Consider the following 26,306-nt stretch of genomic DNA (forward strand, 5'->3'; position numbering starts at 1 on the left):
TTCATGAATGCTTCGTACCGGACTCCCACCGCCGCCGGCTCGCTATAACGAATGGCCATTCACTACTTTCCCGTTCAACGCATGTCAATATGCAATAACTCATAAACTGATAAATATAATACCTTAATCCGAACCTTACGTCAAATGTTGTATTTGTCCATCTGGTCCAGGAAGTTTTGGGATTTGAGCCGGAGGCCCAGCTGCATATCCATTAACGCCCTCATTACCTTCTTGAGCTCGTCCTTCGTCTCCGCCTTAACGTCCACATTACCGAGCCGCCTGAGATCCAGCCTGGCGAACAGGCGCAGCAGCTTCAAGGTCCGGACCGTCACTGCCATCGCCGGCGGATCCAAATGCTTGCAATAACGGCATAGAACTCCTCCGAGACGCGGGCTGACCAGCATATCCTCGTCGTTTCTCGGCTGATTGCACGAAATGCATACCTCCAGCTCCGGTCCATACCCTGCCGCCTGCAGGATTTTCATCTCATAGAGATTGATAATAATCTGAGGATCCTTGTCTTCTTGAAGGGAGGTCAAGCATGCCTTCAGCTGATGGAACCAAAAAGCCCCCGTCTCCTCATCCTGCAGCACCCGATCCAAGAGCTCGCAGGCATAGGAAGCATAGGCGGCTTTGATCAAATCTTCCCGCAGTTCATGATGGGATTCTATAATCTCGCCTGCGTTCAGGGTTCCAAGCCCCGTATTGCGAAAAAACACATACTCCCCATACGTAAAAGGCTGGGTCAGAGCAGCATGCCGGCTCTTGACCTTTTTTGCTCCTCTGACCAGCACCCCTACCTTGCCCGATTCTTTGGTGCAAAGCGTAATGATTTTGTTCCCTTCACCGTAGTCCATGCTGCGGATGACAATTCCTTCCGCCCGATATAGCATGCATTATCCCCCAACCATTCTTGGAACAACCAATAATTACTCGTCCTCTTCATGCTGGGCCGCCTCATCTTCTGCGGATGCAGCTGCAAGAACCCGTTCACCGTCGGTTTCTTTATACAGCAAATAAGCATCGACATCTCCAGTCATCGCAAAATACTTCCACGAAAAATTTCGCATTCGTATTCATCCTTTCTTCGGAAATGACGTCTGCATCTACGAAAATAGGATGTGCGTACCGTGCGGATTTATGAATTGCAATTGTTGGCAGGCTGCCTGAGCAGCAACCGGCGGCACCAATCCCCCAGAAAGCTTCTTTCGGTACGGGTCAATTACTCCCCGCGGTGAAATCCAAGGTCACGAAGAACACGCTCCTGGTTGCGCCAATCTTTTTTTACCTTAACCCATAGCTCCAGGAAAATCTTGGAGCCGAGAAGCCGCTGAATGTCCTGGCGGGCCTGCTTGCCGACTTCCTTGAGCAGGGCGCCCTGCTTCCCGATAATAATGCCCTTCTGTGAATCGCGCTCGACAAAAATGACGGCGGATATATAGACGGTTCCGTTCTCCTCCTTGCGCATATCCTCAATCGTGACGGCGATGGAGTGCGGCACCTCCTCCCGGGTCATGTGCAGGATTTTCTCCCGGATGAGCTCGGCGCAGACAAACTGCTCGGGATGATCCGTCACTTGGTCCTCCGGATAATACTGCGGGCCCGGCGGCAAATATTTCTGGATTTGATCCAGCAGCGTGTCGACGTTGCTGCCAAGCTTGGCCGAAATCGGAACGATCTCCGCAAAGTCATGGAGCTTCCGGTATTCTTCAATAAGCGGCAGCAGCGCCGGCGGCTCGATCTTATCGATCTTGTTCATCACCAGCATGACCGGGGTCTTGATTTTGCTCAGCTGCTCGGCAATAAAGCGGTCGCCTCCGCCAATCCCTTCGGATGCGTCCACCAGAAACAATACGGCTTCCACTTCACCCAGCGTGCCGAGCGCCGTCTGATTCATGTAATCGCCGAGCTTGGATTGACGCTTGTGAATCCCCGGCGTATCCAGAAATACAACCTGGGAGTCCGGCGTTGTGTACACCCCGTGGATTTTATTTCTTGTTGTCTGCGGTTTATCCGACATAATGGCAATCTTCTGACCGATGACCTGATTCATCAGCGTAGATTTCCCTACATTGGGTCTGCCGATGATCGCCACAAAACCTGATTTAAACTGTTTTTTCTGCATACCATTCCTCCAGCTAACGTTACTAACACCTTAAGGCGAATGGGACTATGGCTGCTTCTTTTCGTCCCACACCGAGATACCATCATCAAGGGTCTTGGCCGCAATGGCCGTGGGTGACACGTCAGCTTGCCGGTCCTTCATCCGCCTTAACGTCGCTCATGATAACCTAATTTTCAGTCTGAACTTGTGCGAAGATTATTCCTTGTTCAGATCCCAAGGGCCAAACGCGCCGGGAAGCAGCTCGCTTACCGTCGTTTCGCGAATGTCTCCCTTCATATTCCCCAAAATGACCGTCATATCCGGCTTGCACAGCTCTACCAGCACCTGCCGGCATACCCCGCACGGCGTGCAGGGTCCTTCGGTGTCGGCGACGATCGCAATCGCCTTGAAGCTTCCCGGCTCATGTCCGTCGGCAATCGCGCGGAAGAGTGCGGTTCGTTCGGCGCAGTTGGTCGGCCCGTAGGCAGCATTCTCCACGTTGCAGCCATGGTGTACCTTCCCGCCCGTATCCAAGAGAGCAGCGCCTACACCAAATTTCGAGTAAGGTATGTAAGCCCGTGTGCGCGCCTTAATCGCTTCCTGCATCAATAACCCTGTATCCATACCGAATTCCTCCCTTTCGTCAGCCTGTTATGGACCTAACCCACTGCATGAGCGGTTCCCAAAAAATGAGGATGCCGACAGCCGCAGCATATATCGCAGCAACCAGCGATGCACCCGCAGCCGTATCCTTCGCCACCCGGGCAAGCGGATGCTCCGCCGGGGATACGAGATCAATAACGGCTTCGACCGCCGTATTCACCAGCTCCGCAATGAACACAGCCGCAACGGCGGATATTAGAAACAGCCAGCTGATTTTGTCCAACTGCAGCAAAGCTGCTGCGATGAAGCAACTCACGGCAGCAGCAATGTGAATCTTCATATTTCGTTCACGCTGTACGGCGGTCCATATGCCCGTCATCGCGTAACCAAAAGCTCTAAGCAAAGTAGATCTGTACGGCTTCACTATCTCGTCAGACCCACTTCGGCTAGGACGGCCTCCTGCTTGCCCATCATCTCAGCCTCGCTCGCCTCGTCCTGATGATCATAGCCGAGCAAATGCAGGAAACCATGGACGAATAGAAATCCGATCTCGCGCTCAAGCGAGTGGCCGTACTCTTCACTCTGCAGCTTCGCACGCGGGACCGAGATAATGATGTCCCCCAGCACGTCCGGGACGTTCCCAAGCTCTTCGCCTTCCTCCAGCTCATAAATGATCTCCAGCTCATCATTCGTGACTTCATGCATGGCGAAGGACAATACGTCGGTTGGACGGTCGATCCCGCGATATTCCCGGTTTAATTCGTGGATGGCTTCATCATCGACAAAGGTCAGGTCCACCTCTCCGCCCTCGATCCCTTCGGCCTCACCGGCCTTCTGCAGGATCGTTTCAAGCAAAGCGATGAGCTCCTCCGTAATCTCAAATTGCTCTTGTTCATTATTCCATACAAGCTCAAGGCTCATTCCTTAAACGCTCCTTCTCTGATCCGCTTCAGGCGCGGATGAATCTGCATGCTTGGTCGAATCTCCCGAAGACGCGCTCGAATCAGGCTTCGGCCGCTTGACCTCCTCCGGATACTCGATGCGTGAGTGGAATATCCCCATGACCGTTTCCTTCAAGGTTTTCGCAATGGTATCAAGCTCTTTCATCGTCAGGTCGCAGTCGTTAAACTGATGGTCATCCAATCGACCCTTAATGATCTTCTCGATCATCGATTCAACCTGCTCCACGGTCGGCTTGCGGAGGGAGCGGACCGCCGCCTCCACACTGTCGGCGATGCCGACGATCGCTGCCTCCTTGGACTGGGCTTTCGGACCGTGATACCTGAAATCGTCTTCCGTAAAATCAGGCTCGATCCCCTGCTCCTCAGCCTGTCGGATGGCTTTATGGTAAAAATAATGGAGGAAGGTCGTACCATGATGCTGCTCGGCGATATCCCGAATCGGCTTCGGCAGCTTGTACTCCTTCAGCATTTCAACCCCATCCCTAGCGTGAGCCACAATGATGGACTTGCTGAGCTTCGGCTCGATGGAATCATGCGGGTTCTCCATATTGTTCTGGTTCTCGATGAAGTAGATTGGCCGCTTCGTCTTCCCGATATCATGGTAATAGGATCCCACGCGGCACAGCAAGCCGTTGGCGCCGATCGCTTCGGCAGCGGCCTCCGACAGATTGCCGACCATTACGCTGTGGTGATACGTTCCCGGCGTCTCCGTCAGCAGCTTGCGCAGCAGAGGATGGTTCGGGTTCGATAATTCCACGAGCTTCAAAGCCGACAAGATGCCGAACGTAACCTCGAAGAATGGCATCAGCCCGATCACCAGAACGGCTGTAAGCAGGCCTCCGGCAATCGCAAACCCGATCGCATAGAGCGTTTCCGTCGTCGTCCAGGAATCGTCGTCGATCAGCAGCATGATCAATACGATCAATGCGCCGAACAAGGAGGCCATAATCCCGCCCTTCAGCATGGTGGAGCGCTGGCTCGCACGGTGAATCGAGAAGATGGCCACGCATGACGTCACTGCGGCGAACAGCCCGAACTGGAAGTCGAACATTTCACCCTGGACATTCAGGATGACGCTGGCCATGATGCTGAATATAATGACGCTGAAATAGGCAAGCGACATTTCCAGAAGCAGCGTCACCAGAATCGCACCGATGGCTACAGGAGCCAGGTACCCGACATAAATCCGCGAGTCGCTTTGCAAAATGGATGTCAAGTGCATCGTAATAAGCGTGATCACATAGATCAGCACGAGCATAAGCAGCTGGGAGTTATTGTATTTAAACTTCCCGGCATTCGACTGGCGGATGAACATCAGGATCCCGAGCGATAATAAAACGGACAGCAGCAGCACGCCGAGCTCAGGCCAATAGTTTACATCATCCTTGAGCAAACCATTCTTTCCAAGCAGCTCATACATCTCCGGCGTAATGACCTGCCCTTTCTTAACGAGAATATCTCCTTGCTTAATGAACACAGGCGGCGTATTCTCGCGTTCCTCGACGCGTGCTTCCTTGGTCGCTTCCTCATCCCTGAATTTGTTGGCCGTTATCGTTGCCCGGGCCAGTTCCTGAACGACCTCTCTGGCAACGCGATCATCCAGCGAGCTCGTGCTCACCATTTCCGCAACCCGCGCCCGGGCCGTCTGCGCGTCCACGATTTCGTTCATGGTCAGCTTGGAGACGATATCGCGGGCTACCGGCTTCATCGCATTGATGTCCTCGGCGCTTAATCTAGGTATTTTGATATAAGTTTCCTCCGGGATCCGGTAGGTCTGCTGGTCGATGACGCGCAGCATTTCCTCCAGCAGCTCGTTGGAGTAACCTTCATTGTCCCGATTGGCGGATACGAAATTTTGGACGAACTCGTCAATCCTGCGAGGGATTTCCTCGCGATAGATATTGACCTTCTCCTGGGTCGAGATATCCACATCCTGGTTCAGTCGCTCAATCCGGTCCAGGATCTGCGTCACCAGAACGTCGTTCCTCACATTGAGGTTGGTATAAATCGTCTGAACCCGCTCGGCCGCCTGCTCCTGCGCCTTCAGCGTCGCTTTGCTGTCCTCGATTTGGACGGGAGCGACGATATTCTTCTCGCTTTTCGTATTGACCTGAATGTCATAGCGTTCAGGCACCAGCTTCGATGCTAGACTGATATAAAAGAGCAGCGCAAGCAGCAAAAACAGAATATAGCGTGTTGCCACGCTATATTTCCAACCGCTGTGCCTGCCCCATATGGACTTGTCCGTCGATGGTTCTTTGGAGGCCATATCGACAATCCCCTTTAATCTTGGTTTTCTGCAGCTTGATCATAGGCAACGATGATTTTTTGTACTAAAGAGTGCCGTACAACATCCTGCTCAGCAAAATAAACGAATCCGATTTCCTCAATTCCGCTTAAAATGGCTTTCGCTTCGATCAGCCCGGATTTTTTGCCGCGCGGCAGGTCAATCTGCGTCACATCTCCGGTAATGACCATCTTGGATCCGAAGCCAAGCCGCGTCAGGAACATCTTCATCTGCTCCGGCGTGGTATTCTGCGCTTCGTCTAAAATAATAAACGAGTCATCCAGCGTCCGCCCGCGCATGTAGGCGAGAGGCGCGATTTCGATCAGTCCCCGTTCAAGCGCCTTCGCGACTTGCTCGGGACCCATAACATCATATAATGCATCGTACAGCGGTCTGAGATAAGGGTCTACCTTCTCTTGCAGATCTCCGGGCAGAAAGCCCAGGTTCTCTCCGGCTTCAACCGCCGGTCTCGTAAGGACGATCCGTTTCACAGAGCCTTCTTTAAGTGCAGCAACAGCCAGCACAACCGCCAAGTAGGTCTTCCCCGTCCCCGCAGGACCGATACCGAATACGACATCCCGTTTCTTGATCGTTGTCACGTAATACTTCTGTCCGATCGTCTTGACGCGAATCGGCTTGCCTCTGTATGTTGACGTAATTTCACCCTTGAACAGATCAAGCAGCTGATCCGCTCGCATATCCTTGGCCAGCTCTACGGCGTACAGAATATCCCGTTCGGTCAAAGTATACCCGTTGCGGATGAGCTCTAGCAGCACTTCGAACAGCTGCTGAAGACGCTCGACGCTGCGGTGTTCTCCGCGGATCGTAATGACGGCTTCCCGCGAATCGATGGTGGCAGGGATTTCCGCTTCGATCAATTTCAGGAAGGCATCTTGCGGTCCGAATAAGGCCAAGCCTTCTGACGCACTTTGTAATAAAATTTGAATGCTGGTCGTTTGCTGTGGCAAATAGTCTCATTCTCCTTGATTGTATACTATGGGAAGTTCTTTCGCGATGGTCTCTTCCACCTCGAAAAGCACTTTCATATAAACTTTACCATTCTCTTTCTTCTCATGCAAAATTTTTTGGCTCACAAATCGGGAATCGGTGCCGTATTTCGCTAAAATATCGCGTCTTGCGCCCTCTATTCCTTCTTTTTTGGCTTCCTCCTCCGTAATCGTATGCTGAACCTCGGTGACCTCCATGATCTTCTCGGTCATCCATCCAAACGGGAGCGCACGTGATCGCCAGGTGAGAGGATCATAATAGGTGAGCATTTCCTGCTGCGAGTAAGGCACGTCCCCGTATCCCCACAGCTGGACGGCACGGTCGCCGAGAACGAGATAAGACCGTTTCTTGCCCTCGCCCGTATACACCTTCCTTGTTTTGACGAGCGGAACCTCGATATCGTACTCATGCCAGACCAGTCCTTTAACCTCGCCTTTGGCAACGATCATCTCCGAATTTTCCTCATCGCCTAAAATGCCGGAGATCAAAACGTCGCCTTTCTTCACGCGGCTGTTGATCTGGACCTTGGGCAGCCCCTTTTCCGCGTAGATATAAGTGATGACCGCATCCTGCGTACTGATTAGATGCCTCGGGCTTTGCAAAGGCGGCTTCTTAGGAACGGAGGCCTCAACGACCTGGATCCGGATCCGTGTCCCATTCCGCTCCACGCCGACCCAGGACACGCCGTCGAGTCTGGATGCCAGGCTGCCGGACAGCTTGTCCATCGATTGCAGCTTGAAAATCCATTGATACGGGTAGATTCCTTCCTGCTTGGCGGCATCCAGAATGTCTTCCGTAGCAATGCTCTCATTTCCTTCTACCTCAATGTTCCATACCATGGAGGAGAGGGCGGTCAAAATAGCAAAAAACAATACTATCCCGAGAACGAACGCTTTGCGTTTCCACAAGCGCCTCAGTTTGAAAGGATAGCCGCTGCGCTCCTTGATCCGCGTCCGGCAGCCTGTCCGTTTCAAGAAGGGACGAAGGCCCTTAAAGTCTTTAAGCAGCAGTTTAAACTCCGCAGACTGCGTCCCGGTCGGTATCACATCCCACACCGGGATCCCCGCGTCCACTACGGAATTGATGAATGCTTCCACATGCTCACCGCGCACGGTGAGCGTCAAATAGCCTCGAAGCTGGATCATGGTTGGGATGTTCACGCTTTCTCCTCCGTTCCTATGTATTGAATATGATGGATTGTACCAATAATGGTCACTTCTTGACTTTGAATGGCCTGAATCGCGAGATCCGACCCCGATATCTCCAAGGAGCCCTGTGTTAGGGACAGCACAAGCCGCTTCTCGGAGAAATGCCGAACTCCTCGATGGTTTTCAATATGAAGCTCTTTATTGCCGATCAGGGTCAACCGCGGTAAATCAAACAACAGGTCCTGTGGCAAATCAAGCATTTCTTGGGTCCATTTCTGCAGCTTGCGGCTGATGCGGGACATATGGAGACTTTCCCCCTTCCTGTACTGTACACCATATGCCCCGGAATCCTGATTTATGAAATGTACAGCCAGAAACCTGCGAAGATTTGTTCAGATAAGGGGCGGAGCGTATAACCCAATAGAAAAAGAGGCTGTACCAAAGTCGATTGACCTGGTACAGCCTCTTGGTATGTGGTGTAGACCCAGCGGGAATGAACCCTTACTTCCATTCGCTGCGGTCACCAAATGCAGGGCCATTGTTCATAGCCTGCAAACTCTCAAATATGGTCTCTTAACGGCGATAATTTAATGGGCGTCTGGAACGGGGCGGCCCCAAAATTTCGGACCACACGATGCCGTTTCGAGCCTGCTCCGCCATATTCGAATGGCTTCGACGTTCCGGTCCATGGTCCTCTTCGGTGAGCTTAACGACCGTTTCCGGAATATCGACCGTCATCCGGTTCAACTGCGCATGGATCCGGTCCAAATCCGACTCCATCATCGCCATCCGGTGATCCATGCTGTCCGGCTTCCGCTCCATCTCCTGGTAGCTGGGCGATCGGTTCAGCTCCTCATGCTCCAGCGAATACCCGTTTCCGGTGTTCAGCTCCTCTTCATCGTTAAAATCCGAACCGGCACTTTGCTGAACGGGGGCAGGGTGCTCAGCCTGCGGAAAGGGCTGTGGCCTTCCCCCTTGCGTTCTGCGGAGCTCCGGCTGCTGCGGCCCCCGGCCTTGACGATGACCGTCGCCGCCGAACGACGGCATGCGGGGCTGCCCCTTCTCCCCCGCATTCTTGCCACGCCTTCCCAGAGCGGAAATGATGAAGAAGCCTATAACAACTACGATATAAAAATTCTCGATTAACCAGCCCACTATAGGCTCACCTCATCATCATTTGTTATTGTTCGGATTGTCTCCCGGGTTGCCTGTATTATCGCCCATCTTGCCGATCGAGCCTCTCATCTGCGTATCGGCCTCAAGGTTCTTCAGGTTCATGTAATCCATCACCCCGAGCTGGCCGCTGCGAAGCGCTTCAGCCATTGCAAGCGGAACCTGGGATTCGGATTCGACAACCCGCGCTCTCATTTCGACGACGCGAGCCTTCATCTCCTGCTCTTGCGCTACCGCCATCGCACGGCGCTCTTCCGCTTTGGCCTGAGCGATGCGCTTGTCGGCTTCCGCCTGCTCGGTCTGCAGGTAGGCCCCGATGTTCTTGCCTACATCGACGTCGGCGATATCGATCGACAGAATTTCAAACGCCGTTCCGGCATCAAGCCCTTTCGCGAGAACGGTTCTGGAGATCAAATCCGGATTCTCCAGGACGTCCTTATGGGAGTTACTGGAACCTACCGTGGTAACAATCCCTTCACCTACACGGGCAATGATCGTTTCTTCACCGGCACCCCCGACGAGGCGGTCAATATTCGCGCGAACGGTTACCCGGGCTTTTACCTTAACCTCGATGCCGTCTCTTGCTACGGCAGCAACAACCGGCGTCTCGATGACACGCGGATTAACGCTCATCTGCACGGCCTGAAGAACGTCCCGGCCGGCAAGGTCAATCGCTGCCGCCCGTTCAAATTCAAGCGGAATATTCGCCCGCTGTGCAGCGATCAGCGCATTGACGACGCGGTCTACGTTACCGCCTGCCAGATAGTGGCTCTCGAGCTGGTTAATATTCAGTCCCAGCCCTGCCTTTGTCGCCTTGATCAGCGGATTGACGATCCGGCTAGGCGTTACGCGCCGCAGCCGCATGGCCACGAGCGTAATGATTCCGATGCGCACGCCGGAAGCGAGCGCCGAAATCCAGAGCATCAGCGGGAAGAAGCTGAAAAACACGCTAAGTGCGATGATCGCAACGACCGCGATCAGCAAAATTGTCACCAAGGAACCATCCAAATCCATTGTTACTTCACCCTCCATCTTTTGAATAACGAATGTAATCAGGTACTGCTGTTAACCAAGCTTAACTTCACTTCTCTATCCCATACTACACATTTCCTGATGAAGCTTCACCCTTTTTCTTCCTCGACGACTATCCGCGTTCCATCGGTCTTCACCACGCGGACCCGGCTGCCGGATTCAATATACCCTCCGAGCGTGACGACATCCAGCCGTCTTCCTTCCAGCTCCATCGTACCGGCCGGACGGAGTGGCGTTATAGCTGTTCCGATAAGACCTATCAGGCTGTCCCTGTCCTCATTCGGAATATAGCCCTGCTCTTTCGTCAAGCTGTCGTTCAGGATGAACTTTCGCCATATTCCCCGCTCCTTGAACACCAGGGCCACAACCACGATGGTGACTAATGCTGACGCCACCGCGATTCCAAGAGACAACGCGACATGCGAGGTGCTGTACGCAGCCCGGACCACACCGGTTATCAGACTGATCGAGCCGATGATCCCAAGTATGCCGAAGCTCGGAACGAACAGCTCCATCGCCAGCATCAGAATTCCGATAATAAATAAGAGCCATGTCTCCCAGCCTGCAAAGCCGGCCACGTAGTTCCCGAAGAAATACAGCACGAAGGCGGCGATGCCAAGAATGCCCGGAACACCGAAGCCCGGCACAAGCACCTCAATAATGACGCCCGCAATACCGATGAACAAGAGCAGCGTCATGACGCCGGGATGCGTCAGAAACGTCGCCAGCTTCTCAGAAAACGTAGGCTCCATCCGGAACACATCCTGGGTGGAAAAGTCCATCCAGGTAATCACTTCCTCTGTGCTGTTAGCGATCGTATCCGCATACCCCGTCTTTAACGCTTCCTCGTTGGTTAACGAGATGATTTCCCCCGGTCCCTTCGTCCGGCCGATCTCCGGCATCTCCACCTGGATGTTGACATCCGCCATCCCCATGGCGATCTCCTTGTTCCGGCCGCCGGCTTCAGCCGCACTGGCCATCGTCGTCTTCCACCAGGACACGAGCTTGGCATCCTCAATCGGTTTGCCGCTGCCGTCCACCATCGCTGCGGCTCCGATCATGGTTCCCGGCGCCATGGCAATCTTGTCGGCGTTAAGGGCAATGTAGCTTCCTGCCGAAGCCGCCTCGCCCGTAACGAAGGCTACGATCGGCATGTTACTCTCTTTCATCAGCTTGGCGATTTCCCCCGCCTGATCAACAAGTCCGCCCGGCGTATCGATCTCAAGGATAATGAGCCCGGCCTTCATCTTCTCGGCTTCCTTGAAGCCGCGTTCCATAAAGCTGGTCAAGCCGCGTTCAATCGGCTGTTTGACCGGTATTACGTACACCGAGCCGGTGTTGGCTCCCGAAGCCGGCTGTGACGGGAACACCCACATCAAGGCGGTTATGAACAAAATAACGGCAGCGGCCGTCATCGCGATCCTTTGGCGCAGCCCATTCATGATTTTCATCGTATTCCTCCTTTCTCTTCGACTTATACGGACATCCTTCTTCTGTCTTCGACATGAAGGAGAGGATGACCTTCCTGCATAAGCATATGTATCAAGTCACTCTCCTATGGTTATATTTACGGATCAGCCGCGATTTCGTTTCAAGAAAGTATACCCTGACCGCAATATTCCATCACGCTTCGCTCAACAAGCCCGAAAACAAGAAAAAACACCCCCTGAAATCAAGGGGTGTTTCACTTATGTTGTTACAGAAATTGTTGAACAACTTGATTGACAAGCTTTCCGTCCGCACGCCCTTTAACCTTCGGCATGAGAGCGCTCATTACTTTACCCATCTCGGCTTTTGAAGAAGCACCGGTTTCCTGGATGGTCTGCTGTACAATGACTTTAATTTCTTCTTCAGTAAGCTGTTCCGGGAGGTAGGCGCTTAGGAGCTCAATTTCTGCTTTCGCATCGGCGGCAAGATCGTCGCGTCCCGCTTTTTCAAATTCTTGGAGGGCATCTTTTCGCTGTTTGATTTCACGACTTAAAATATCAAGCACTTCGTTGTCATCCAAACTTCTTTTCAAATCTATTTCAAGATTTTTTATCGTCGAACGAACCATCCGAATCGTAGAGAGTTTGAACTTGTCCTTACTCTTCATCGCTTGCTTCATATCTTCGTTCAATCGTTCGCTAAGATTCATGCTAGTTCAGATCCTCCTAAAACTTTCTCTTACGAGCAGCCTCGGACTTTTTCTTGCGCTTTACGCTTGGCTTTTCATAATGCTTGCGTTTCTTCACTTCAGCCAATACGCCATCTTTAGCGATGGAACGCTTGAAGCGACGAAGTGCAGCATCAATTGTCTCGTTTTTGCGAACTTTAGTTTCAGACACCAGTTTTCCCTCCCTCCGACCAGACCGTCCAAGAGCAATAACACGGTTCATCAAACTTCATTATAGGGCAAACGGAAATATGGTGTCAACCTTGACGGCAACTAAAAAAAGTCAGGCAAGCAAAAGCAGCCCCGCCGGCTTAAAATGCCGCGAAGCTGCAGTGTATCGGCTGGTCCAGCCGTTATGTATGCGATGGCGAGATTCCTGTCAACGCACCCAGCCGTTTGCCACCCATCAAATGGTAATGCAGGTGAAACACCGTCTGTTCTCCGTTTGGGCCGCAATTGTTGATTAGGCGGTATCCGCTCTCGGCGATGCCGAGCTGGGCGGCAGCCTCTTGCGCAGCGCGGTGCATCTCGCCGATCAGGGCCAAATCCTCCTCCTGAACATCGTTCATCGAGGAGATATGCTTCTTCGGAATGATGAGCACATGGACCGGCGCCTCCGGATTGATATTTTGGAATACCAGCACCTTATCGTTCTCAAGCACCTTGGTGGAAGGGAGATCTCCATTTACGATTTTGCAGAAAATACAATCCATCACATCATTACCCCTTTCATAGAGTCTCATGCTCCCATCATATAAGAAAAGGGGGGATTCGTCCATTATGCCGCCTTTTATGATAAAAAAAGAGAAGCACCCGCCAAGGACGAAAAGTCCGGCATGGCAGGCCAAGCCTCCCAGGGGAAGGGAAGAGCGTGCCCGCTGGAAGGCATTAGCACTGTCAGGTGCTTCTATTGCATGTCGGCTTGACTGTATTATAACAGTGCCATATAGCTGTATCTGTGATCCCCGTCACATTGAAAGAATCCTTCTGCAGCCTGAAATTTACATAGATTCGATTAGGATTTGCGAGCCTTCGCCTGCCTGCTCCGCAGGCCGTACCACCAGCTTACGCGGAAGACGGGCCCGAAGCTCCGGCACGTGGCTAATGATTCCGACGGTCAGTTTATCGGTATGCAGACGCTCCAGTGCTGTAATAACGGTCTCCAGCAGCTCCGGATCAAGCGTGCCGAAGCCTTCGTCCAAGAAGAAGAACTGCAGCGGATACTGCCCTCTCAATTGAATCTGAGCCGACAGCGCCAAGGCCAAGGCCAATGAGGTGAGGAACGTTTCGCCGCCGGACAGCGTCGAGACCGGACGCCGGACGCCGCCGTTGGCATCGTCCCGGATCACAAACCCGCCGCCGGAATCCACCTCGAGCGAGTAACGCTGTTTGGTGAGATACCGCAGCCGCTGGGAGGCCGCCTGGCTGACCTGCATCAGCTGCTCCTCGGCAATATACTCCACAAATGCGTTTCCGCGCAGACAGGACTGGAGCTTCGACAGCCGGTCGCTTTCGCTCTGGAGCTCTGCCCGTTTGGCCTCAAGCTCCATATAGCGGATATGGCGCTTACTAAGATCCTCCAGATCCCGCTCTGCCCTCGCTTTCGCCTGAAGGGCCTCCTCGTCGGCCGAACGGGCAGACGCAAGCTCCGAGCTGCACAGCTGCCAGTCCTCCTCATTGTAGGGGCTCGCTCCAAGCTTCTGCATAACATCGCCGAGCCGGACCGTCCATTCCCGCTGTCCCTCGCGATGCGCTTTGACGGCTCCGGAGATCCGATCGATTTCTTCGCCAGTCAGACAAGCGTCCCGAACATCGGATTCCGTCGCGAACGGCGAAGCATCGAGCTGCTTCTCCCAAGTCAGCTTCGCTGCCTCATGATGCTCCTCCGCCGAGCGGGCGGCCTGCTCGGCGATGGCTGCCTCTTTAGCGGCTTGCTGCGCCGCTTCCTCGGTCTTCCGGCGCTGCATTCTGGCCTGCTCGGCGGCTTCTCTGAGCTGCTTCAGCCTGGAGCGGCACTCCTGGATCAGCTCCTCGGCCGAGCGGTCTCCGATCCATACGGACAGCCGCTCTTCTTTCTCCTTCAGCACTTCCGCCTTGCCTTCCCGCTGGGTGTCCGCCAGAATGAGGTTTTTCTCGAGCTCGCGCAGCTTGCCCTCGAGCTCTTGCACGGCCTGCTGCTTCTGCTCCAGAAACGGAACGCTTCGCTCAAGCCCTTCCTTGATCTTCTCGGCTTCGGCATCGCTGGCCTGCATATGCTTGAAGCGGATTTCAGCCTCCTCAAGCGGCAAATCCGGGCGGGTGCCGGACCACGCCTTGACGATTTCGGCGGCTTCAGCTTCCAGTCCGGCAAGCTTATCCCGAAGCTGCCGGACGGACAGGGCTCTGCTGTCCACGGCCGCCCCCTGCTTCGCCAGCTCTTGCCGGCACTGCAGCAGCTGCTGCTGCAGCTTCGAAGCATCGTTACGGCACTGCGCCATCGCAGCCGCTTGTGAATCGGCTGCCTGCTCAAGCCGCTTGGTCTCTTCTGCAAGCTGCATCAAGTCATACGGCGGGCGGGTATCCGGCACGGCGGCTACAGCCGCTTCGAGCATGCTGCTGCCTGCCTCGTCGTGGACGGCCTCCAAAGCGGCCGCCCCGCCCCCTTGACGGGCTGCCGCTTCGGCACCGATTTGCCGGAGCAGCGCCTCGCTCTCGCTCAGCTGCTGCCTTAATTGCATGCGAGTCTCCTGAATTCGATGCATGACATCATTCAGCTGCTCCATCGCCTCATCATCGGAAGCCTCGCCTTCAGCAGGCCGCGCGGCCGGATGGGGATGGTCCTTGCTGCCGCATACGGGACAAGGTTCGCCCTCCCGCAGCTCGGCAGCCAATGAGAGCGACAGCGCATGAAGCTCCCTCTCGCGCCGGGCTCCCTCCATCGACTTGCCCAGCGCGGATGCGGCCGCCGCGATACGCTCTGCCGCTGCGGAAGCTTCAGCGGCGCTGCTCTTTACATGATCAGCGTGGCCTGCCAATCGAGCATGGTGCTGCAGCAGCTCCTGCTCCTGAGACTCTAATTCTGCCAGCTTCAGGCGCAGCTCCTGCTCGGAGCCCTCCTGCTCCTTCAGTTCCTGTCCGGCCTGGGCCTTCAGCTTCTCCACGGCACGCAGCGATTGAAGCTGCTGCATCGCTTCATGCAGCGCCTGCCGGTCCCCAGAGCGCGTCTCAAGCCCCTTCAGCTGCTCCTGAAGCTCATCCCTGCGGCTCCGTCCGCGAAGAAGCAGCTCCTGCTCCTTCTGGAGCTGGGCATTCACTTCCTCCAGCTCCTTCCGGAGCGCTGCCCGAAGCTCGTCCAGCCTCTTCAGCTCTTCGCGCAGGGAATCCCGCTCCCGCTGCAGCAGAACGGCCTGGCCCAGCTGCTCCTCACGCTGCAGCAGCTTCGGTTCTTCAGCCGCAAGCGCGGCCTGGGCCGCTTCATCAGCCTCGGCGGCCTGGGCGGCTGTCTTTTGCCTAACGTCCGCCTGGGCCGCTTGCGCTTCGGCCGTACGCCGACGCTGCTCCCACTGTCTGCCGGTCTCGCGCCAGGCCTCAAGCGCAGGAAGCACCGCCGCTGCCGCTCCGGTCAGCTCCAGCTTGCGCTCAAGCAGCCAAATTTCTTCTTCATGCGCCGCAAGCTCATCCAGCTTGCTCTGAAGCCGCTGTCGCTCCAAGTCCAATTCCCGGAGCTTGGACAGCGACTCGTGACGCTCCTGGATCGACTGAAGCCGCCGTCTCGATGCCTCGGCGTGCTTCTTGGCATGCTCCAGGGCCAGCTCTGCCTCCGCAAGCGCCTCCTTGCCTGCACTTCCAAGTCCCTGCTGCTCGGCCTCCACGGATTTCAAAACACCTTCCGTTTCCTTGACCCTTCGACTCAGCTTGATCGCAAGCTGATCGCCGTACCGTTCAAGGTGAAACAGGCGCTGCAGCATTTGTCTGCGCTCGCTTCCCTTCAGCGACAGAAATTCCGCAAACTTGCCTTGAGGCAGAACGACCGCGCGGGTAAAGTCATCCATTTTCAGGCCGATTTTTTCCTCAACGCAGCGCGTGACTTCCGCCAGCTTGTCCGCCATGACCTGTTCGCCGTCTGCGGTGACGTGTATGAACCGGCTGACCGTATTGCTGATCGACAGCTCATTAACCCGCTTAAACCGCCGTTCTACCCGGTAACGCTCCGACCCGGCCGGCGAGCTGAGCTCAAACGTAAAGGACACAAACAAGCTGTCCTCCGAATGATTCATGATGCCCTGCGTGCCGTTGACCGCACGCTCCACCTTGCCGTACATGGCAAGCGTGATGGCATCGAGCAGCGTCGATTTCCCGCTGCCCGTCGGGCCGAATATGCCGAACAGCCCCATTTCGCACAGCGCTTCAAAATTAATCTCCTGCGGGCTGCGGTAGCTCTGCAGACCCGACAGCTTCAACAAAACCGGCTTCATGCGCCGCTCACCTCCGCCGCATCCTGATCTTCCTCTTCGACCAGCTCCAGAAACAGCTGAACCAGTTGATCCTCCGGTTCTGCCCCGCCGGTCTGCCTCTGGTAGAACTTGCGGAACAGATCGGGCAGCGGAATACGCGAGCGCTCGATCTCAAGCTCCAGCGCCTCCATCTCCGGATAGACCGGCCGGATATGTACGATACCGTCCCTGCTTTTGCGCAGACGCTGAATATCCGCAAGCCCCATCGCCTCCGTCAACGTAATTTCCAGATCGATGAAAGCATTGGCGTCCCGGTCCTCATCCAGCCACCGGTACACTTCCTCCAGCCCGCCCTTCGCTTTCCATCTGACTAAAGGCCTGCCGCTCGTAAGGAACACTTCCTCGATGACAGGGCTGCCTCCGGGCGCAACGTCGATCATCGTGACGGACTTCGCCTGCCCGGCTTCCGAGAAGCTGTAGGCCAGCGGTGAGCCGCTGTAGCGGATCAACCCTTCCCCTTTTACAGCCTGGGCCCTGTGTAGATGTCCGAGCGCGGTATAGGACGCTCCCACGGCCAATGCCGACGGATCGACCGTATATGCGCCGCCGACTTGAATCGGACGCTCCGAATCGCATTCCACACCGCCAAGCACATAGATATGGCTCATCGCAAGGTTTACCGTGCCCGGCGTAAACGCATGGGCCAACCGCTTCATGAGCATGCCGACCCGCTCGCTGTATGCGCGGCGCAGCTGATCCTCATCCCCGTCCAAGGCGAGCAGCTCATTGAGCCTCGCTTCCGACGGATAGGGCAGAGCGGCGATTTTGGCGGTTTCCCCTGTTCGTGCAGACACGGTGGTGACAACATCGGAGACGGGCATGCCGATCAGCGTGATCCCCCGGTTCGATACGAGCGGCGTAATCGAAGATACGCGCTCCGGCTGGTCATGATTGCCGGCGATGACGACCATGGGTCGGCCGCCTTCCGTCAATCTCGCCGCCGCATCGTAGAACAGCTGCTCCGCCGCTGCGGGCGGATTGACCGAATCATACACATCGCCGGCCATCAAAATCAGATCGGCCTGTTGATCATCCGCAAGCTGAACCAGCTCCTCCAGAAACCGCTCCTGCTCCGCGAGCCGGCTCCGGCCCTCCAGCGTCTTGCCCAGATGCCAGTCCCCCGTATGCAAAATGCGCATCGCTGCATCTCTCCTCCCCCGATATAAACATTCTTTTTTGGTACCGTCAAAAGGGTTTAAAGCCCTTAAGCAAACCATAAAATCATTGCTTTATAAAATAATAAATAATTCCTTCACCGTGCAAAGCTCGGCTCGATCATACGCAGACCGATACCGCTAGATAAGTCTCGGCGCAGCCCCAGCACCTTCGACATTTTAAAACAAACAATCAGTAATGGCTCAGTATCGCTTTCGTTCGGTCAACCGGTGCATGGACCATGACCATATCCGAAAGGGCTGACGCCGTGTAGACTGAATTTCAGGAAACCGCATAGCCGCCAAAAAGTTTATATCCTAACCGCATGGCCCCCGTCAAAAAAGTACAGCCACTTCTCATGCACAGGCTCGCCCAAAATATCCTCCAGCGCCTTCGCATACAGCTCCAATTGAAAACGGTACTGTTCCGCAAGCGCCTGAAGGCCTCCCCGGTGCTCCAGCACCCGGTCCGTTTTGTAATCAAGCAGCACCAGCCTGCCTTCGCGGCGGAACATGCAGTCGACGACCCCTTGAACCAGCACCGTCTCATCCTGGAGCAGCCGGACATCCGGCCGGTCCGAAGCGCCCTGCGGGGACAGCTCCTCGAGAAAGGCAAGCCCCTGATAAGCATCCGCAGCAGGCAGCGCATAGGAAAACGGCATCTCCCGCCATACCTCCTCGGCTGCCAGCAGCTGCTGCCCCACCTCGCTTTCAAACAAGCGGCTGATATCGGATGGTTCCACGGCTGCAGCCTGCTCAGGAGTAATAATCTTTCGCTGAACCAGATCAGCGATCAGAGCTTCGGATTCGTGAAGCCGTCGGCCGGTCGGTTCTTGCGCTTCCACATCCGCAGCTCCGGCCTCTCTTTCTTGGAAATTGCCAAGAGGCAGATGCTGCATCAATGTATGATAGACCGTCCCGCGTTCGGCAGGGGTCAGCTTTTGCGCCTCCATAAATTTCGGGCGGCGAAGGTTCAAAGTAAAGGCGGCCGATGGATAGCCGTTATGGTCTGAATCCGGCGAATACGCTGAAATGCCCGCAAACAGCCCCTCCTGCGCGCCGCGCCTAACCGCCCGCTCCTCAACCAAGTCGAGCGACGGCTCTTCCTGCATCGCCAGCAGCTTTTTCATCTCCGTGACGGACGTCTTCGCCGAGATACCGCTCACGGCTTCATAAGGGTAGACCCAAGACAGCTTTCGATTAACGGCTTCCCGGCTTTCTGCATCTTTGCCGCCTGAATCTGCATCAGCCTCCTCGATCGGCACCGGCTCAAGCCGCTGCACGGCCTTCATCCGTTCAAAACGCTCCTGTCCGCGATCCCCCTCTTCATCGATCACGATGCCCGGCGGCTCCAGCAATGACTCCGGCGTCTCGACGGCGAAGATCCAATCGGATGGATCCTTCGACAGAGCAGCGCCTTCGCTGTTCACCGGCAAACCTGCAAGCTCGCGAAGCTGGCCTGCGGACGGGTGGCGGATGACCGCCGGACCGATCCAATCCAAGTAGCTCCGGCCTCTAGCCAGCAAGTAGTCGGGCAGCAGGAGCTCCGGATGGCTGTCGGCCTGGGCCCAAGCCCCTGCCCGTTTCGACAAATCCTTCACCGTGCCGACCAGAATCATTTTCTCCTTCGGACGGGTAAGGGCCACATACAGCACCCGCATCTCTTCGGCCAGCAGCTCCAGCTGGGATCGGCGTCGGATCGCCAGATTCGGCAGGGTCGGATAGGTGACCCGCATGTCTTCGTCCACGAATTTCGGACCAAAGCCCAGCTCCTTGTGCATCAGAAAAGGCGCGTTCAAATCCTGCTGATTGAAATTTTTGGACACCCCGGCAACGAACACGACCGGGAACTCCAGTCCCTTGCTCTTATGGATCGTCATCAGCCGTACCGCATTGCCATGACTCTCTGCCGAGCTCGCTGCCCCCAGATCGCCGCCTCGCTCCCGCAGACGGGAGATAAAGGTCAGAAAGCGGAACAATCCCCTCGAGGAGGTATCCTGCTCATACCGAACCGCCCGGTCATACAATGCCGTTAAATTCCCCTGGCGCTGCTTGCCTCCGGGAAGGCCGGAAATCCAGTCCAAATACCCTGTCTCGCTGTATATACGCCAGATGAGGTCGCTTAGCCCGCCCTGACGAGCCTCCTCCCGCCAGCGCTGCAGCCGTCCCATGAACAGGTCCAGCTTAAGGCCGAGCTCCGGAGAAATGTCAGCCACGGCTTCTGGATCAGCGGATGCATTTAGGGCGCTTACCCCGGTCACGAGCTCATGTCCGGCAGCCGCCTCGGCCAGCCCCTCCAGCTCCTCTCCCAGGCTCCATGCGCCGTCCACCAGCCCCGATGCCGGGGATGCCGCTGCGGACGGTGTTCTGCGGACCGCGCAGGCAGCCTTCAGCGCGTCATAATAAGTTCCTTTGGCGCAGAGGCGGACCTGGGCCAGCTCCTCCTCGGTCAATCCGACCAGCGGCGAGCGCAGCACGGAAGCGAGCGGGATGTCCTGCCGGGGGTTATCGATGACCGCAAGCAGCGAGAGCATGATCTCGACTTCCGTTGCCTGAAAATATCCTTTATTCTGCTCTCCGACGGCGGGAATGCCCGCCAGGCGGAGCTCTTCCATCATTAAAGGCGCCCAGATCATGGCCGAGCGAAGCAGGATGACCATATCGCCATACTCCACCGGACGCATCGATTTGAGCGATTTATCATAAATCATGAGCGGCTTGCCGGTTTCCCCGATCATCTGGCGGATTCTGCCGATGATCGCCCTTGCTTCAAGCTGGGCCGTCTCCATCTCGGCGGCCTCAAGCTCAAGACCTGCGCTTTCGTCGTCATCAGCCGACTCCCCGCTCTCCGGATCGGCGCTGCTTCCGCTTCGGTCAATCAGCAGCAGCTCCGGTTTATAAGGGCTGCCGCCCTCGCCTTCCTGTTCCGGAAACGAGGCGCCGCAAACAAGCTCGGCCCGCGAATCATAGGCGATCTCAGCCACGGACTCGTTCATGATCTGCCTGAACAGCATGTTCACGGCATCCACGACCTCCATGCGGCTGCGGAAGTTGCGGGCCAGATCGATCCGGATTCCCGCGAGGCTTGTTTCCTCGCCGGCATCGCCTGCGCCGTAGCTTTTGTATTTATCCAGGAACAGTCCCGGCTCCGCGAGGCGGAAACGGTAAATGCTCTGCTTGACGTCGCCGACCATAAACCGGTTCCCTGGCGCTTCGCGGGAAATGAGGCGGACGATGTCCTCCTGCACGCTGTTGGTATCCTGGTATTCGTCCAGGAGCACCTCGTCGAATTGCTGCCTGTATTCCATTGCAGCATCCGAAGGCAGCATGCGGCCCGGTTCGGAATCGGGATGCCGCAAGATATGAAGGCAGTAGTGCTCCAGATCATTAAAATCGACCATGCCTTTGGCCGCTTTCGCTTCGCGGTAGCGTTCGCCAAAGAGAATGACCGTCTCGGCAAGCTCCTTCATCAGCGGCGCGGCCGTTTGGAGCTCCCGCAGAAATTCGCGTGCCGGCCGGCCGAATAAGGCGCCCTTTAGCTCATTGACGGTTTTCTTCGCTTGCTCTCTCAGCTCCTTGACCTGCTCCTGGAGCTCGGGAATGATCTCGGCCTTGCGGATCGATTTCAGCTTGCCGAAGGAGGCGTCGCGGAAAGTTTCGTACAGCGATTCCCACGGAGAGTGTTGAACCGCCTCAAGCAGGGAGCCGACAAGCGCCGCGTCTTCCTCCAAATTGTCGGCGTACGCCGCCGGTCCGCCCGGCTGAAGCGCAATCGCCCGCGCTTGCTCCAGCAGCCCGGCTGCTCCGCTTAACGCGAGCCGGGCATCCGCCAGGATGCTGTGCACCCACGGCGTCCGGCCCAGCTGTTCCGTATCCTTCGCCTCGAAGCTGGCGGCCGTATCCCGCAGCCAGCGCTCCGGCCACGGATGGCTCCGTGAAAAATCGTAAAGCCGCTGAACAAGCCGGTACAGCGCATCATCCGTCCGTTCGCCGCTGAACCAGTCGGCCAGCCGCATGAAGTTGCTTCCGGGCTCACCTTCCGATTCCCCGTACTTTTCTTCGAACAGCTCCTCCAGCAGCTCCTGACGCATCAGATCGGCTTCATGCTCATTCAAAATCCGGAAGCCGGGGTCGAGCGGAATCAACTGGTAATATCGGCGGATGACCTCCATACAGAAGGAGTGCAGGGTCGTGATGGACGCCCTGCCGAGCAAAGCCAGCTGGCGCCGAATGTGCTCATTCTCGGGATCCAGGTCCAGCTCCCGTTCCAGCGCCTCTCTGATCCGCTGCCGCATTTCAGCCGCGGCGGCTTTGGTGAAGGTCGCGACAAGCAGGCGATCCACGCTGAATCCCGACGACTCGTCCAGGATTTTGCGAATGATCCGTTCGACGAGCACCGCCGTTTTGCCTGAGCCTGCCGCTGCCGCGACCAGAATATCGTCGCCGGAGCGCGCAATGGCTTTCCATTGATCGTCGCTCCACATGCTGCCCTCTGGCTTAGCCATCATGTTTGCCACCGGCTTCCTCTCCTTTCATTTGTCCGAGCAGATCCCATACTTGATCCCGTCCCGGCTTGCCGAGCAGCTGATATTGACTGCCCTCAATCGTATCGTCGAATTGGCACACCGGCCGATAGGCGCAGTATGTGCATGCTGTTTCCTGCTGGATCCGGTACGGCTCGATCGCCACATCTCCCCCGGTAATTCGCGAACCGATGGTCGTCATGTTGCGGCGAACCGCGGCTAACAGCGTCTCCCACTGTTCTGGGGTTGCGACGGCCGCGCTGCTGTAGAAGCTGCCGTCCGCCTTCACGGCAACCGGAAGAATCGCGGAATGACCCTTTTCCAAATAAGAGTCCATGAGGGATACCGCTTCGCGGTCTGCAAGCAGCAGCCCCTTCATCTTATACCGCTTCAGCAGCTCCTCCGCTGCCGCCTCCGGCGTCATGCCGTTAGCCGACTGCAGCACCGGATCATGGACGTGGAAATACAGCGTGCCTGCCGGCAGCGCCTGTTCCCCGATCCACAGCTCCGCATAGGTCAACAGCACGTCCAGATAAGTCAGCATCTGCAAGGATAGTCCGTAGTACACCTCGTGCAGACGGAGATCCTTCTGGCTCGATTTGTAGTCAATCACCCGAAGCATGACGCCATGCTCGCCCCGGGCCATGTCGACCCGGTCAATCCGTCCTACGACCTCCATTTTCACCCCGTTATCCAGCTCAAAGGTAAGGGGAGGCAGCGGCTTGCCGGGACCGAAATCAAGCTCAAGGCCGACCGGCTCGAACTTGCCGCGGCGCGCCTGCTCGCCCAGAATGACAGAAGCTCGGCCGACAATATTCTTCAGCTTTCGCGAGATGTAGCCGTAGCGTTTGGAGCTCAGCAAAATTTCGCCCTGAAGCATCGGAGCCAGCCGGTCCACGGTCTGTTCCGCTTCGCGCAAACACTCCTCGGCCGTCAGGTCGCCCCAGCTTCGATGCTCCGATTGAAACTTCACCGCCATCTGGCTTAAAGCTGCATGGAACAGCTGGCCGATGTCCGGAGCTTGCAGACGGTAAAGCTGCCGTTCCCGCAGCTTCAATCCGTGGGACGCAAAATGCGAAAACGGGCACGCAACGAAGCGTTCCATCCGGGATACGCTTGTCGCAAGCCTTACGCCGTACAGGCGCCGGCTTGTCTTCTCCGTCAGATTTCGCCCTTCATTGCGATAGGTTAAAGAGGACAGCATTACGCCGAGCCGCGTCTTCCATTCCGGCTGGCCGGCGAACCAATTATAAGCATGCCACCAGAGGTCTGGGAGCTCCTCTCCGTTTCGCCAATCCCGCAGCCGGCTGGTCAAATAAGCGATCGTCTTCCCGGGCCGGGTCACGTATCCCGCCTGCTCCTCAGGGGATTGCCCGGCATGCGGCCGAGATGCGAGCGGCCCCTCGCCGATCTGAAACATCAGCTTCAAATGGCGGATCACCTCGGATGGGAGCAGCGTCTTGCCCTCATCGTCCGCGGCGGGATAGCTGACCCACAGCTGCATGCTGGCCGTAGTCAAAGCATTATAGATCAGGAAGCGTTCGTCCAGAAGCCTCCTCGATATGGTCGGGGCAAGCTCCAATCCGCGCTCCGCCAGGCCGCTGCGCTCCTGTTCCGTCAATATCCCGTCATCCTCAAACTGCGCCGGGAGCACTCCGTCGTTCACCCCGAGCAAAAACGCATATTTAACGCCACCCGTCCGCGTCCGATCCATGCTGCCGATCAGCACCTGATCCAGCGACGGCGGGACGAGGGCCATCTTCAATTCCGTGAGCCCGGTATCCAATATACCGGCGAACAGCTCGGTGCTGAGCTTTTCATCCCCCATCATCTCCACGATCTGATCCAGCAGTCCCAGCACAGCCCCCCATACCTGGCGGTGCTCCCTCGCCTCTTCGGGACGGCCGGCCTCAAGCGCCGCTCTGCTCAGAAGCTCCAGCTTCTCCGGCACATCCGCTTCCTCCAACAAGCGGAAGACGGCCGTACATTGCTCGCGGGCGGTTGCCGCCTTCTTCAGACGCTTCTCAAATGGATGCAGGACTGACGCAACGGCAGCCCTGGCATATTCAATACGCTGCAGCTCTTCCGTACCGCGGGCTTTCGTTTCCCCTTCCTCCAGCGAGAGGCTGGGCGCACCCTTCCATGGGCGGCCATCCGTCCAGCGGGAGCCCTGAATGCCTGAAGCCAGCACGTGATTCTCGAGGCGGTCCATATCTTCCCGGGACAATGAACCGTCAAGCGGGAGCAAAAGATCGGTCTTGACGCAGCGGAAGACGTCCTCGTACCGCCAGCGGCGCAAGCTGACATCCAAAGCCGAGCGGACAAACTCCACCACCGGATGGTGAAGCTCGCTCCGTTTCTGATCAAGGAAATACGGAATGCCATACTCCCGGAACAACGGGCCGATCAGATGCTCATAATCGCCCAGGTTGCGGACGAATACCGCCATATCCCGGTACCGGGCCCCTTCTTCCTGCGCCAGGCGGAGCATCTCCCGGATCGCTCCCTCGATTTCGGCGCGGCGATTGGCGGCTGCATAGAGCCGCAAGCCATCCGCTTGCGTGCCCGCCTCTCCCCGCCAGCGCATTCTCCTGTCATAGCCGCGCTCCAGATGGGCCAGCACCGGTCGTTCACTGAAACGGGGAGGGACTTCCGGCGCAAGCATGCGGTGCTCGGTATCCGCGCCCAGCTCGTCCGCGATCCCTTTTAGCTTTATGTACGTGCTAGCCGTAGGATGGAACAGGTCCAGCTCATGGGGAATGCCCCCTGTTGGATAAGGCTTGTCCAAGGTAAGCGCAATCGTCACCTGTCTTGCATGGGCCAGCAGCTCGCGGATGACTCGATATTCCTGGGGAGTGAAGCCGTGGAAGCCGTCGATCCAAATATCCGCATGGCGAATATAGTCCGAATCCGCAATGCTTTCGGCCAGCGTCGCAAGCGTGTCCTCCTCGTCCATATAGAGTCTCGATATTTCCAGCTCGTAATCCCGAAAGATAAGGGCGATTTCCTTCAGCTTACGCTGAAGCATCGGAGGCCCCCCTGTATGGGAAGTCAGCAGCTCAAGCTGTTCCTCCACGCAAGCGGCGTCGATGCAATACCGCTTCATTTCGGTATACAGCTCGCTGAGCTTGCCGACAAAACCGAGCTGCTCGCCCGAAGGGCCGAATAGCTCCAGCTCCTCCTTGCGGCGGCGAAGGATTTTGTACAGCAGCATCCGCTTGCCTTCCTCGCTGATCGCCACCTTGGCTGCTCCGCCGGTCTCCTGCATGACCCGGTAAGCCAAGCGGCGCAGGCTGAGCACCTGGGCCCTAAATATGCCCTTGATGCCTCCTGTGTTCACCAGCGCATGCTCCGCCTCGAACGATCCCTGTTCGGGAACGATCAATATCATCGGGTTGCCCTGGGGCGATTCCTCCAGCCTCCGGCTCATCTCTTCACGAATGGCCGTGCTTTTTCCGCTGCCCGACCGGCCGATTATAAATTGCATCCTCATCTTCGCCTCAAGCCTCCTTCGCCTTTTCCGACAGTTTACATGCAGGGGAATTCCTATGGTTCTATGAATCTGCCTTCCATCATGAGAATCCGCGCCTGCTATCTATTGAAATTTCGTATACATTTGTTGGAGTTTCCAGTCTTATTGGGAATGATGTAATCCGGTTTTTAC

The 26,306-nt window shown here is 56.4% G+C and carries 20 protein-coding genes; all 20 read right to left on the bottom strand.

The window, feature by feature from the left end:
• Nucleotides 1–140 precede the first annotated feature (140 nt).
• The 20 genes from recO to addB all read right to left on the bottom strand — a co-directional run bounded on the left by recO (nt 141) and on the right by addB (nt 26,135).
• On the bottom strand, nt 141–893 hold the full coding sequence (gene recO, locus NSQ46_RS21125) for a DNA repair protein RecO (RefSeq protein WP_340901092.1): 753 nt from the start codon (nt 891–893) through the stop codon (nt 141–143).
• 36 nt (nt 894–929) lie between these two features.
• Nucleotides 930–1,070, bottom strand: a complete 141-nt coding sequence (locus tag NSQ46_RS21130; RefSeq protein ID WP_210095260.1) for a YqzL family protein — start codon at nt 1,068–1,070, stop codon at nt 930–932.
• Nucleotides 1,071–1,222: 152 nt separating this feature from the next.
• Nucleotides 1,223–2,125, bottom strand: coding sequence for a GTPase Era (gene era / locus NSQ46_RS21135; RefSeq protein WP_007129417.1), 903 nt, complete (start codon nt 2,123–2,125; stop codon nt 1,223–1,225).
• A 195-nt stretch (nt 2,126–2,320) separates the two neighbouring features.
• Nucleotides 2,321–2,728, bottom strand: a complete 408-nt coding sequence (gene cdd / locus NSQ46_RS21140; protein WP_007129416.1) for a cytidine deaminase — start codon at nt 2,726–2,728, stop codon at nt 2,321–2,323.
• 19 nt (nt 2,729–2,747) lie between these two features.
• Nucleotides 2,748–3,047: a diacylglycerol kinase family protein gene (locus tag NSQ46_RS21145; RefSeq protein ID WP_245256107.1), complete on the bottom strand. Its 300-nt coding sequence runs from the start codon at nt 3,045–3,047 to the stop codon at nt 2,748–2,750.
• Nucleotides 3,048–3,130: 83 nt separating this feature from the next.
• Complete coding sequence (gene ybeY / locus NSQ46_RS21150) at nt 3,131–3,628, bottom strand: rRNA maturation RNase YbeY (RefSeq protein WP_007129414.1); 498 nt, start codon at nt 3,626–3,628, stop codon at nt 3,131–3,133.
• A gap of 3 nt (nt 3,629–3,631) precedes the next feature.
• Nucleotides 3,632–5,938 (bottom strand): HDIG domain-containing metalloprotein, encoded by a 2,307-nt coding sequence (locus tag NSQ46_RS21155; protein WP_007129413.1) that lies wholly within the window; start codon nt 5,936–5,938, stop codon nt 3,632–3,634.
• 14 nt (nt 5,939–5,952) lie between these two features.
• Nucleotides 5,953–6,924 carry a PhoH family protein gene (locus NSQ46_RS21160; protein ID WP_342574583.1) on the bottom strand — a complete coding sequence of 324 codons (972 nt, stop codon included), beginning with the start codon at nt 6,922–6,924 and terminating at the stop codon, nt 5,953–5,955.
• A gap of 6 nt (nt 6,925–6,930) precedes the next feature.
• The gene (gene yqfD / locus NSQ46_RS21165; protein ID WP_342574584.1) at nt 6,931–8,124 is read right to left on the bottom strand and encodes a sporulation protein YqfD; all 1,194 of its coding nucleotides are present in this window, start codon (nt 8,122–8,124) and stop codon (nt 6,931–6,933) included.
• Nucleotides 8,121–8,414, bottom strand: a complete 294-nt coding sequence (gene yqfC / locus NSQ46_RS21170) for a sporulation protein YqfC (RefSeq protein WP_007129410.1) — start codon at nt 8,412–8,414, stop codon at nt 8,121–8,123. The genes yqfD and yqfC overlap by 4 nt, the downstream gene beginning before the upstream one ends.
• A 271-nt stretch (nt 8,415–8,685) precedes the next feature.
• A complete protein-coding gene (locus NSQ46_RS21175) occupies nt 8,686–9,267 on the bottom strand; it encodes a hypothetical protein (protein ID WP_144867002.1) in 582 nt (193 codons plus the stop codon).
• An 18-nt stretch (nt 9,268–9,285) separates the two neighbouring features.
• Nucleotides 9,286–10,299, bottom strand: a complete 1,014-nt coding sequence (gene floA, locus NSQ46_RS21180) for a flotillin-like protein FloA (RefSeq protein ID WP_007129408.1) — start codon at nt 10,297–10,299, stop codon at nt 9,286–9,288.
• Nucleotides 10,300–10,406: 107 nt separating this feature from the next.
• On the bottom strand, nt 10,407–11,768 hold the full coding sequence (locus NSQ46_RS21185) for a nodulation protein NfeD (protein ID WP_342574589.1): 1,362 nt from the start codon (nt 11,766–11,768) through the stop codon (nt 10,407–10,409).
• A 245-nt stretch (nt 11,769–12,013) separates the two neighbouring features.
• On the bottom strand, nt 12,014–12,454 hold the full coding sequence (locus NSQ46_RS21190; protein WP_007129405.1) for a GatB/YqeY domain-containing protein: 441 nt from the start codon (nt 12,452–12,454) through the stop codon (nt 12,014–12,016).
• A gap of 16 nt (nt 12,455–12,470) precedes the next feature.
• Nucleotides 12,471–12,644: a 30S ribosomal protein S21 gene (gene rpsU, locus NSQ46_RS21195; RefSeq protein ID WP_005547957.1), complete on the bottom strand. Its 174-nt coding sequence runs from the start codon at nt 12,642–12,644 to the stop codon at nt 12,471–12,473.
• Between the two features lie 181 nt (nt 12,645–12,825).
• Nucleotides 12,826–13,185: a histidine triad nucleotide-binding protein gene (locus tag NSQ46_RS21200; protein WP_028404330.1), complete on the bottom strand. Its 360-nt coding sequence runs from the start codon at nt 13,183–13,185 to the stop codon at nt 12,826–12,828.
• 288 nt (nt 13,186–13,473) lie between these two features.
• A complete protein-coding gene (locus NSQ46_RS21205; RefSeq protein ID WP_342574590.1) occupies nt 13,474–16,926 on the bottom strand; it encodes an AAA family ATPase in 3,453 nt (1,150 codons plus the stop codon).
• The gene (locus NSQ46_RS21210; protein ID WP_144877932.1) at nt 16,923–18,104 is read right to left on the bottom strand and encodes an exonuclease SbcCD subunit D; all 1,182 of its coding nucleotides are present in this window, start codon (nt 18,102–18,104) and stop codon (nt 16,923–16,925) included. The genes NSQ46_RS21205 and NSQ46_RS21210 overlap by 4 nt, the downstream gene beginning before the upstream one ends.
• A gap of 326 nt (nt 18,105–18,430) precedes the next feature.
• Complete coding sequence (gene addA, locus NSQ46_RS21215) at nt 18,431–22,627, bottom strand: helicase-exonuclease AddAB subunit AddA (RefSeq protein WP_342577012.1); 4,197 nt, start codon at nt 22,625–22,627, stop codon at nt 18,431–18,433.
• Nucleotides 22,617–26,135 (bottom strand): helicase-exonuclease AddAB subunit AddB, encoded by a 3,519-nt coding sequence (gene addB, locus NSQ46_RS21220; RefSeq protein ID WP_210095255.1) that lies wholly within the window; start codon nt 26,133–26,135, stop codon nt 22,617–22,619. The genes addA and addB overlap by 11 nt, the downstream gene beginning before the upstream one ends.
• Between the last annotated feature and the right edge of the window lie 171 nt (nt 26,136–26,306).

Origin of the sequence: Paenibacillus sp. FSL M8-0142, from assembly GCF_038597315.1 — a bacterium.
Taxonomy (GTDB): Bacteria; Bacillota; Bacilli; order Paenibacillales; family Paenibacillaceae; genus Paenibacillus_AQ; species Paenibacillus_AQ lactis.

What these genes read in the sequence shown, in the direction of transcription:
- recO (WP_340901092.1), bottom strand. Translation starts at nt 893, where the DNA reads ATGCTATATCGGGCGGAAGGAATTGTCATCCGCAGCATGGACTACGGT.
- NSQ46_RS21130 (WP_210095260.1), bottom strand. Translation starts at nt 1,070, where the DNA reads ATGCGAAATTTTTCGTGGAAGTATTTTGCGATGACTGGAGATGTCGAT.
- era (WP_007129417.1), bottom strand. Translation starts at nt 2,125, where the DNA reads ATGCAGAAAAAACAGTTTAAATCAGGTTTTGTGGCGATCATCGGCAGA.
- cdd (WP_007129416.1), bottom strand. Translation starts at nt 2,728, where the DNA reads ATGGATACAGGGTTATTGATGCAGGAAGCGATTAAGGCGCGCACACGG.
- NSQ46_RS21145 (WP_245256107.1), bottom strand. Translation starts at nt 3,047, where the DNA reads ATGAAGATTCACATTGCTGCTGCCGTGAGTTGCTTCATCGCAGCAGCT.
- ybeY (WP_007129414.1), bottom strand. Translation starts at nt 3,628, where the DNA reads ATGAGCCTTGAGCTTGTATGGAATAATGAACAAGAGCAATTTGAGATT.
- NSQ46_RS21155 (WP_007129413.1), bottom strand. Translation starts at nt 5,938, where the DNA reads ATGGCCTCCAAAGAACCATCGACGGACAAGTCCATATGGGGCAGGCAC.
- yqfC (WP_007129410.1), bottom strand. Translation starts at nt 8,414, where the DNA reads ATGTCCCGCATCAGCCGCAAGCTGCAGAAATGGACCCAAGAAATGCTT.
- floA (WP_007129408.1), bottom strand. Translation starts at nt 10,299, where the DNA reads ATGGATTTGGATGGTTCCTTGGTGACAATTTTGCTGATCGCGGTCGTT.
- NSQ46_RS21185 (WP_342574589.1), bottom strand. Translation starts at nt 11,768, where the DNA reads ATGAAAATCATGAATGGGCTGCGCCAAAGGATCGCGATGACGGCCGCT.
- NSQ46_RS21190 (WP_007129405.1), bottom strand. Translation starts at nt 12,454, where the DNA reads ATGAATCTTAGCGAACGATTGAACGAAGATATGAAGCAAGCGATGAAG.
- NSQ46_RS21200 (WP_028404330.1), bottom strand. Translation starts at nt 13,185, where the DNA reads ATGGATTGTATTTTCTGCAAAATCGTAAATGGAGATCTCCCTTCCACC.
- NSQ46_RS21205 (WP_342574590.1), bottom strand. Translation starts at nt 16,926, where the DNA reads ATGAAGCCGGTTTTGTTGAAGCTGTCGGGTCTGCAGAGCTACCGCAGC.
- NSQ46_RS21210 (WP_144877932.1), bottom strand. Translation starts at nt 18,104, where the DNA reads ATGCGCATTTTGCATACGGGGGACTGGCATCTGGGCAAGACGCTGGAG.
- addA (WP_342577012.1), bottom strand. Translation starts at nt 22,627, where the DNA reads ATGATGGCTAAGCCAGAGGGCAGCATGTGGAGCGACGATCAATGGAAA.
- addB (WP_210095255.1), bottom strand. Translation starts at nt 26,135, where the DNA reads ATGAGGATGCAATTTATAATCGGCCGGTCGGGCAGCGGAAAAAGCACG.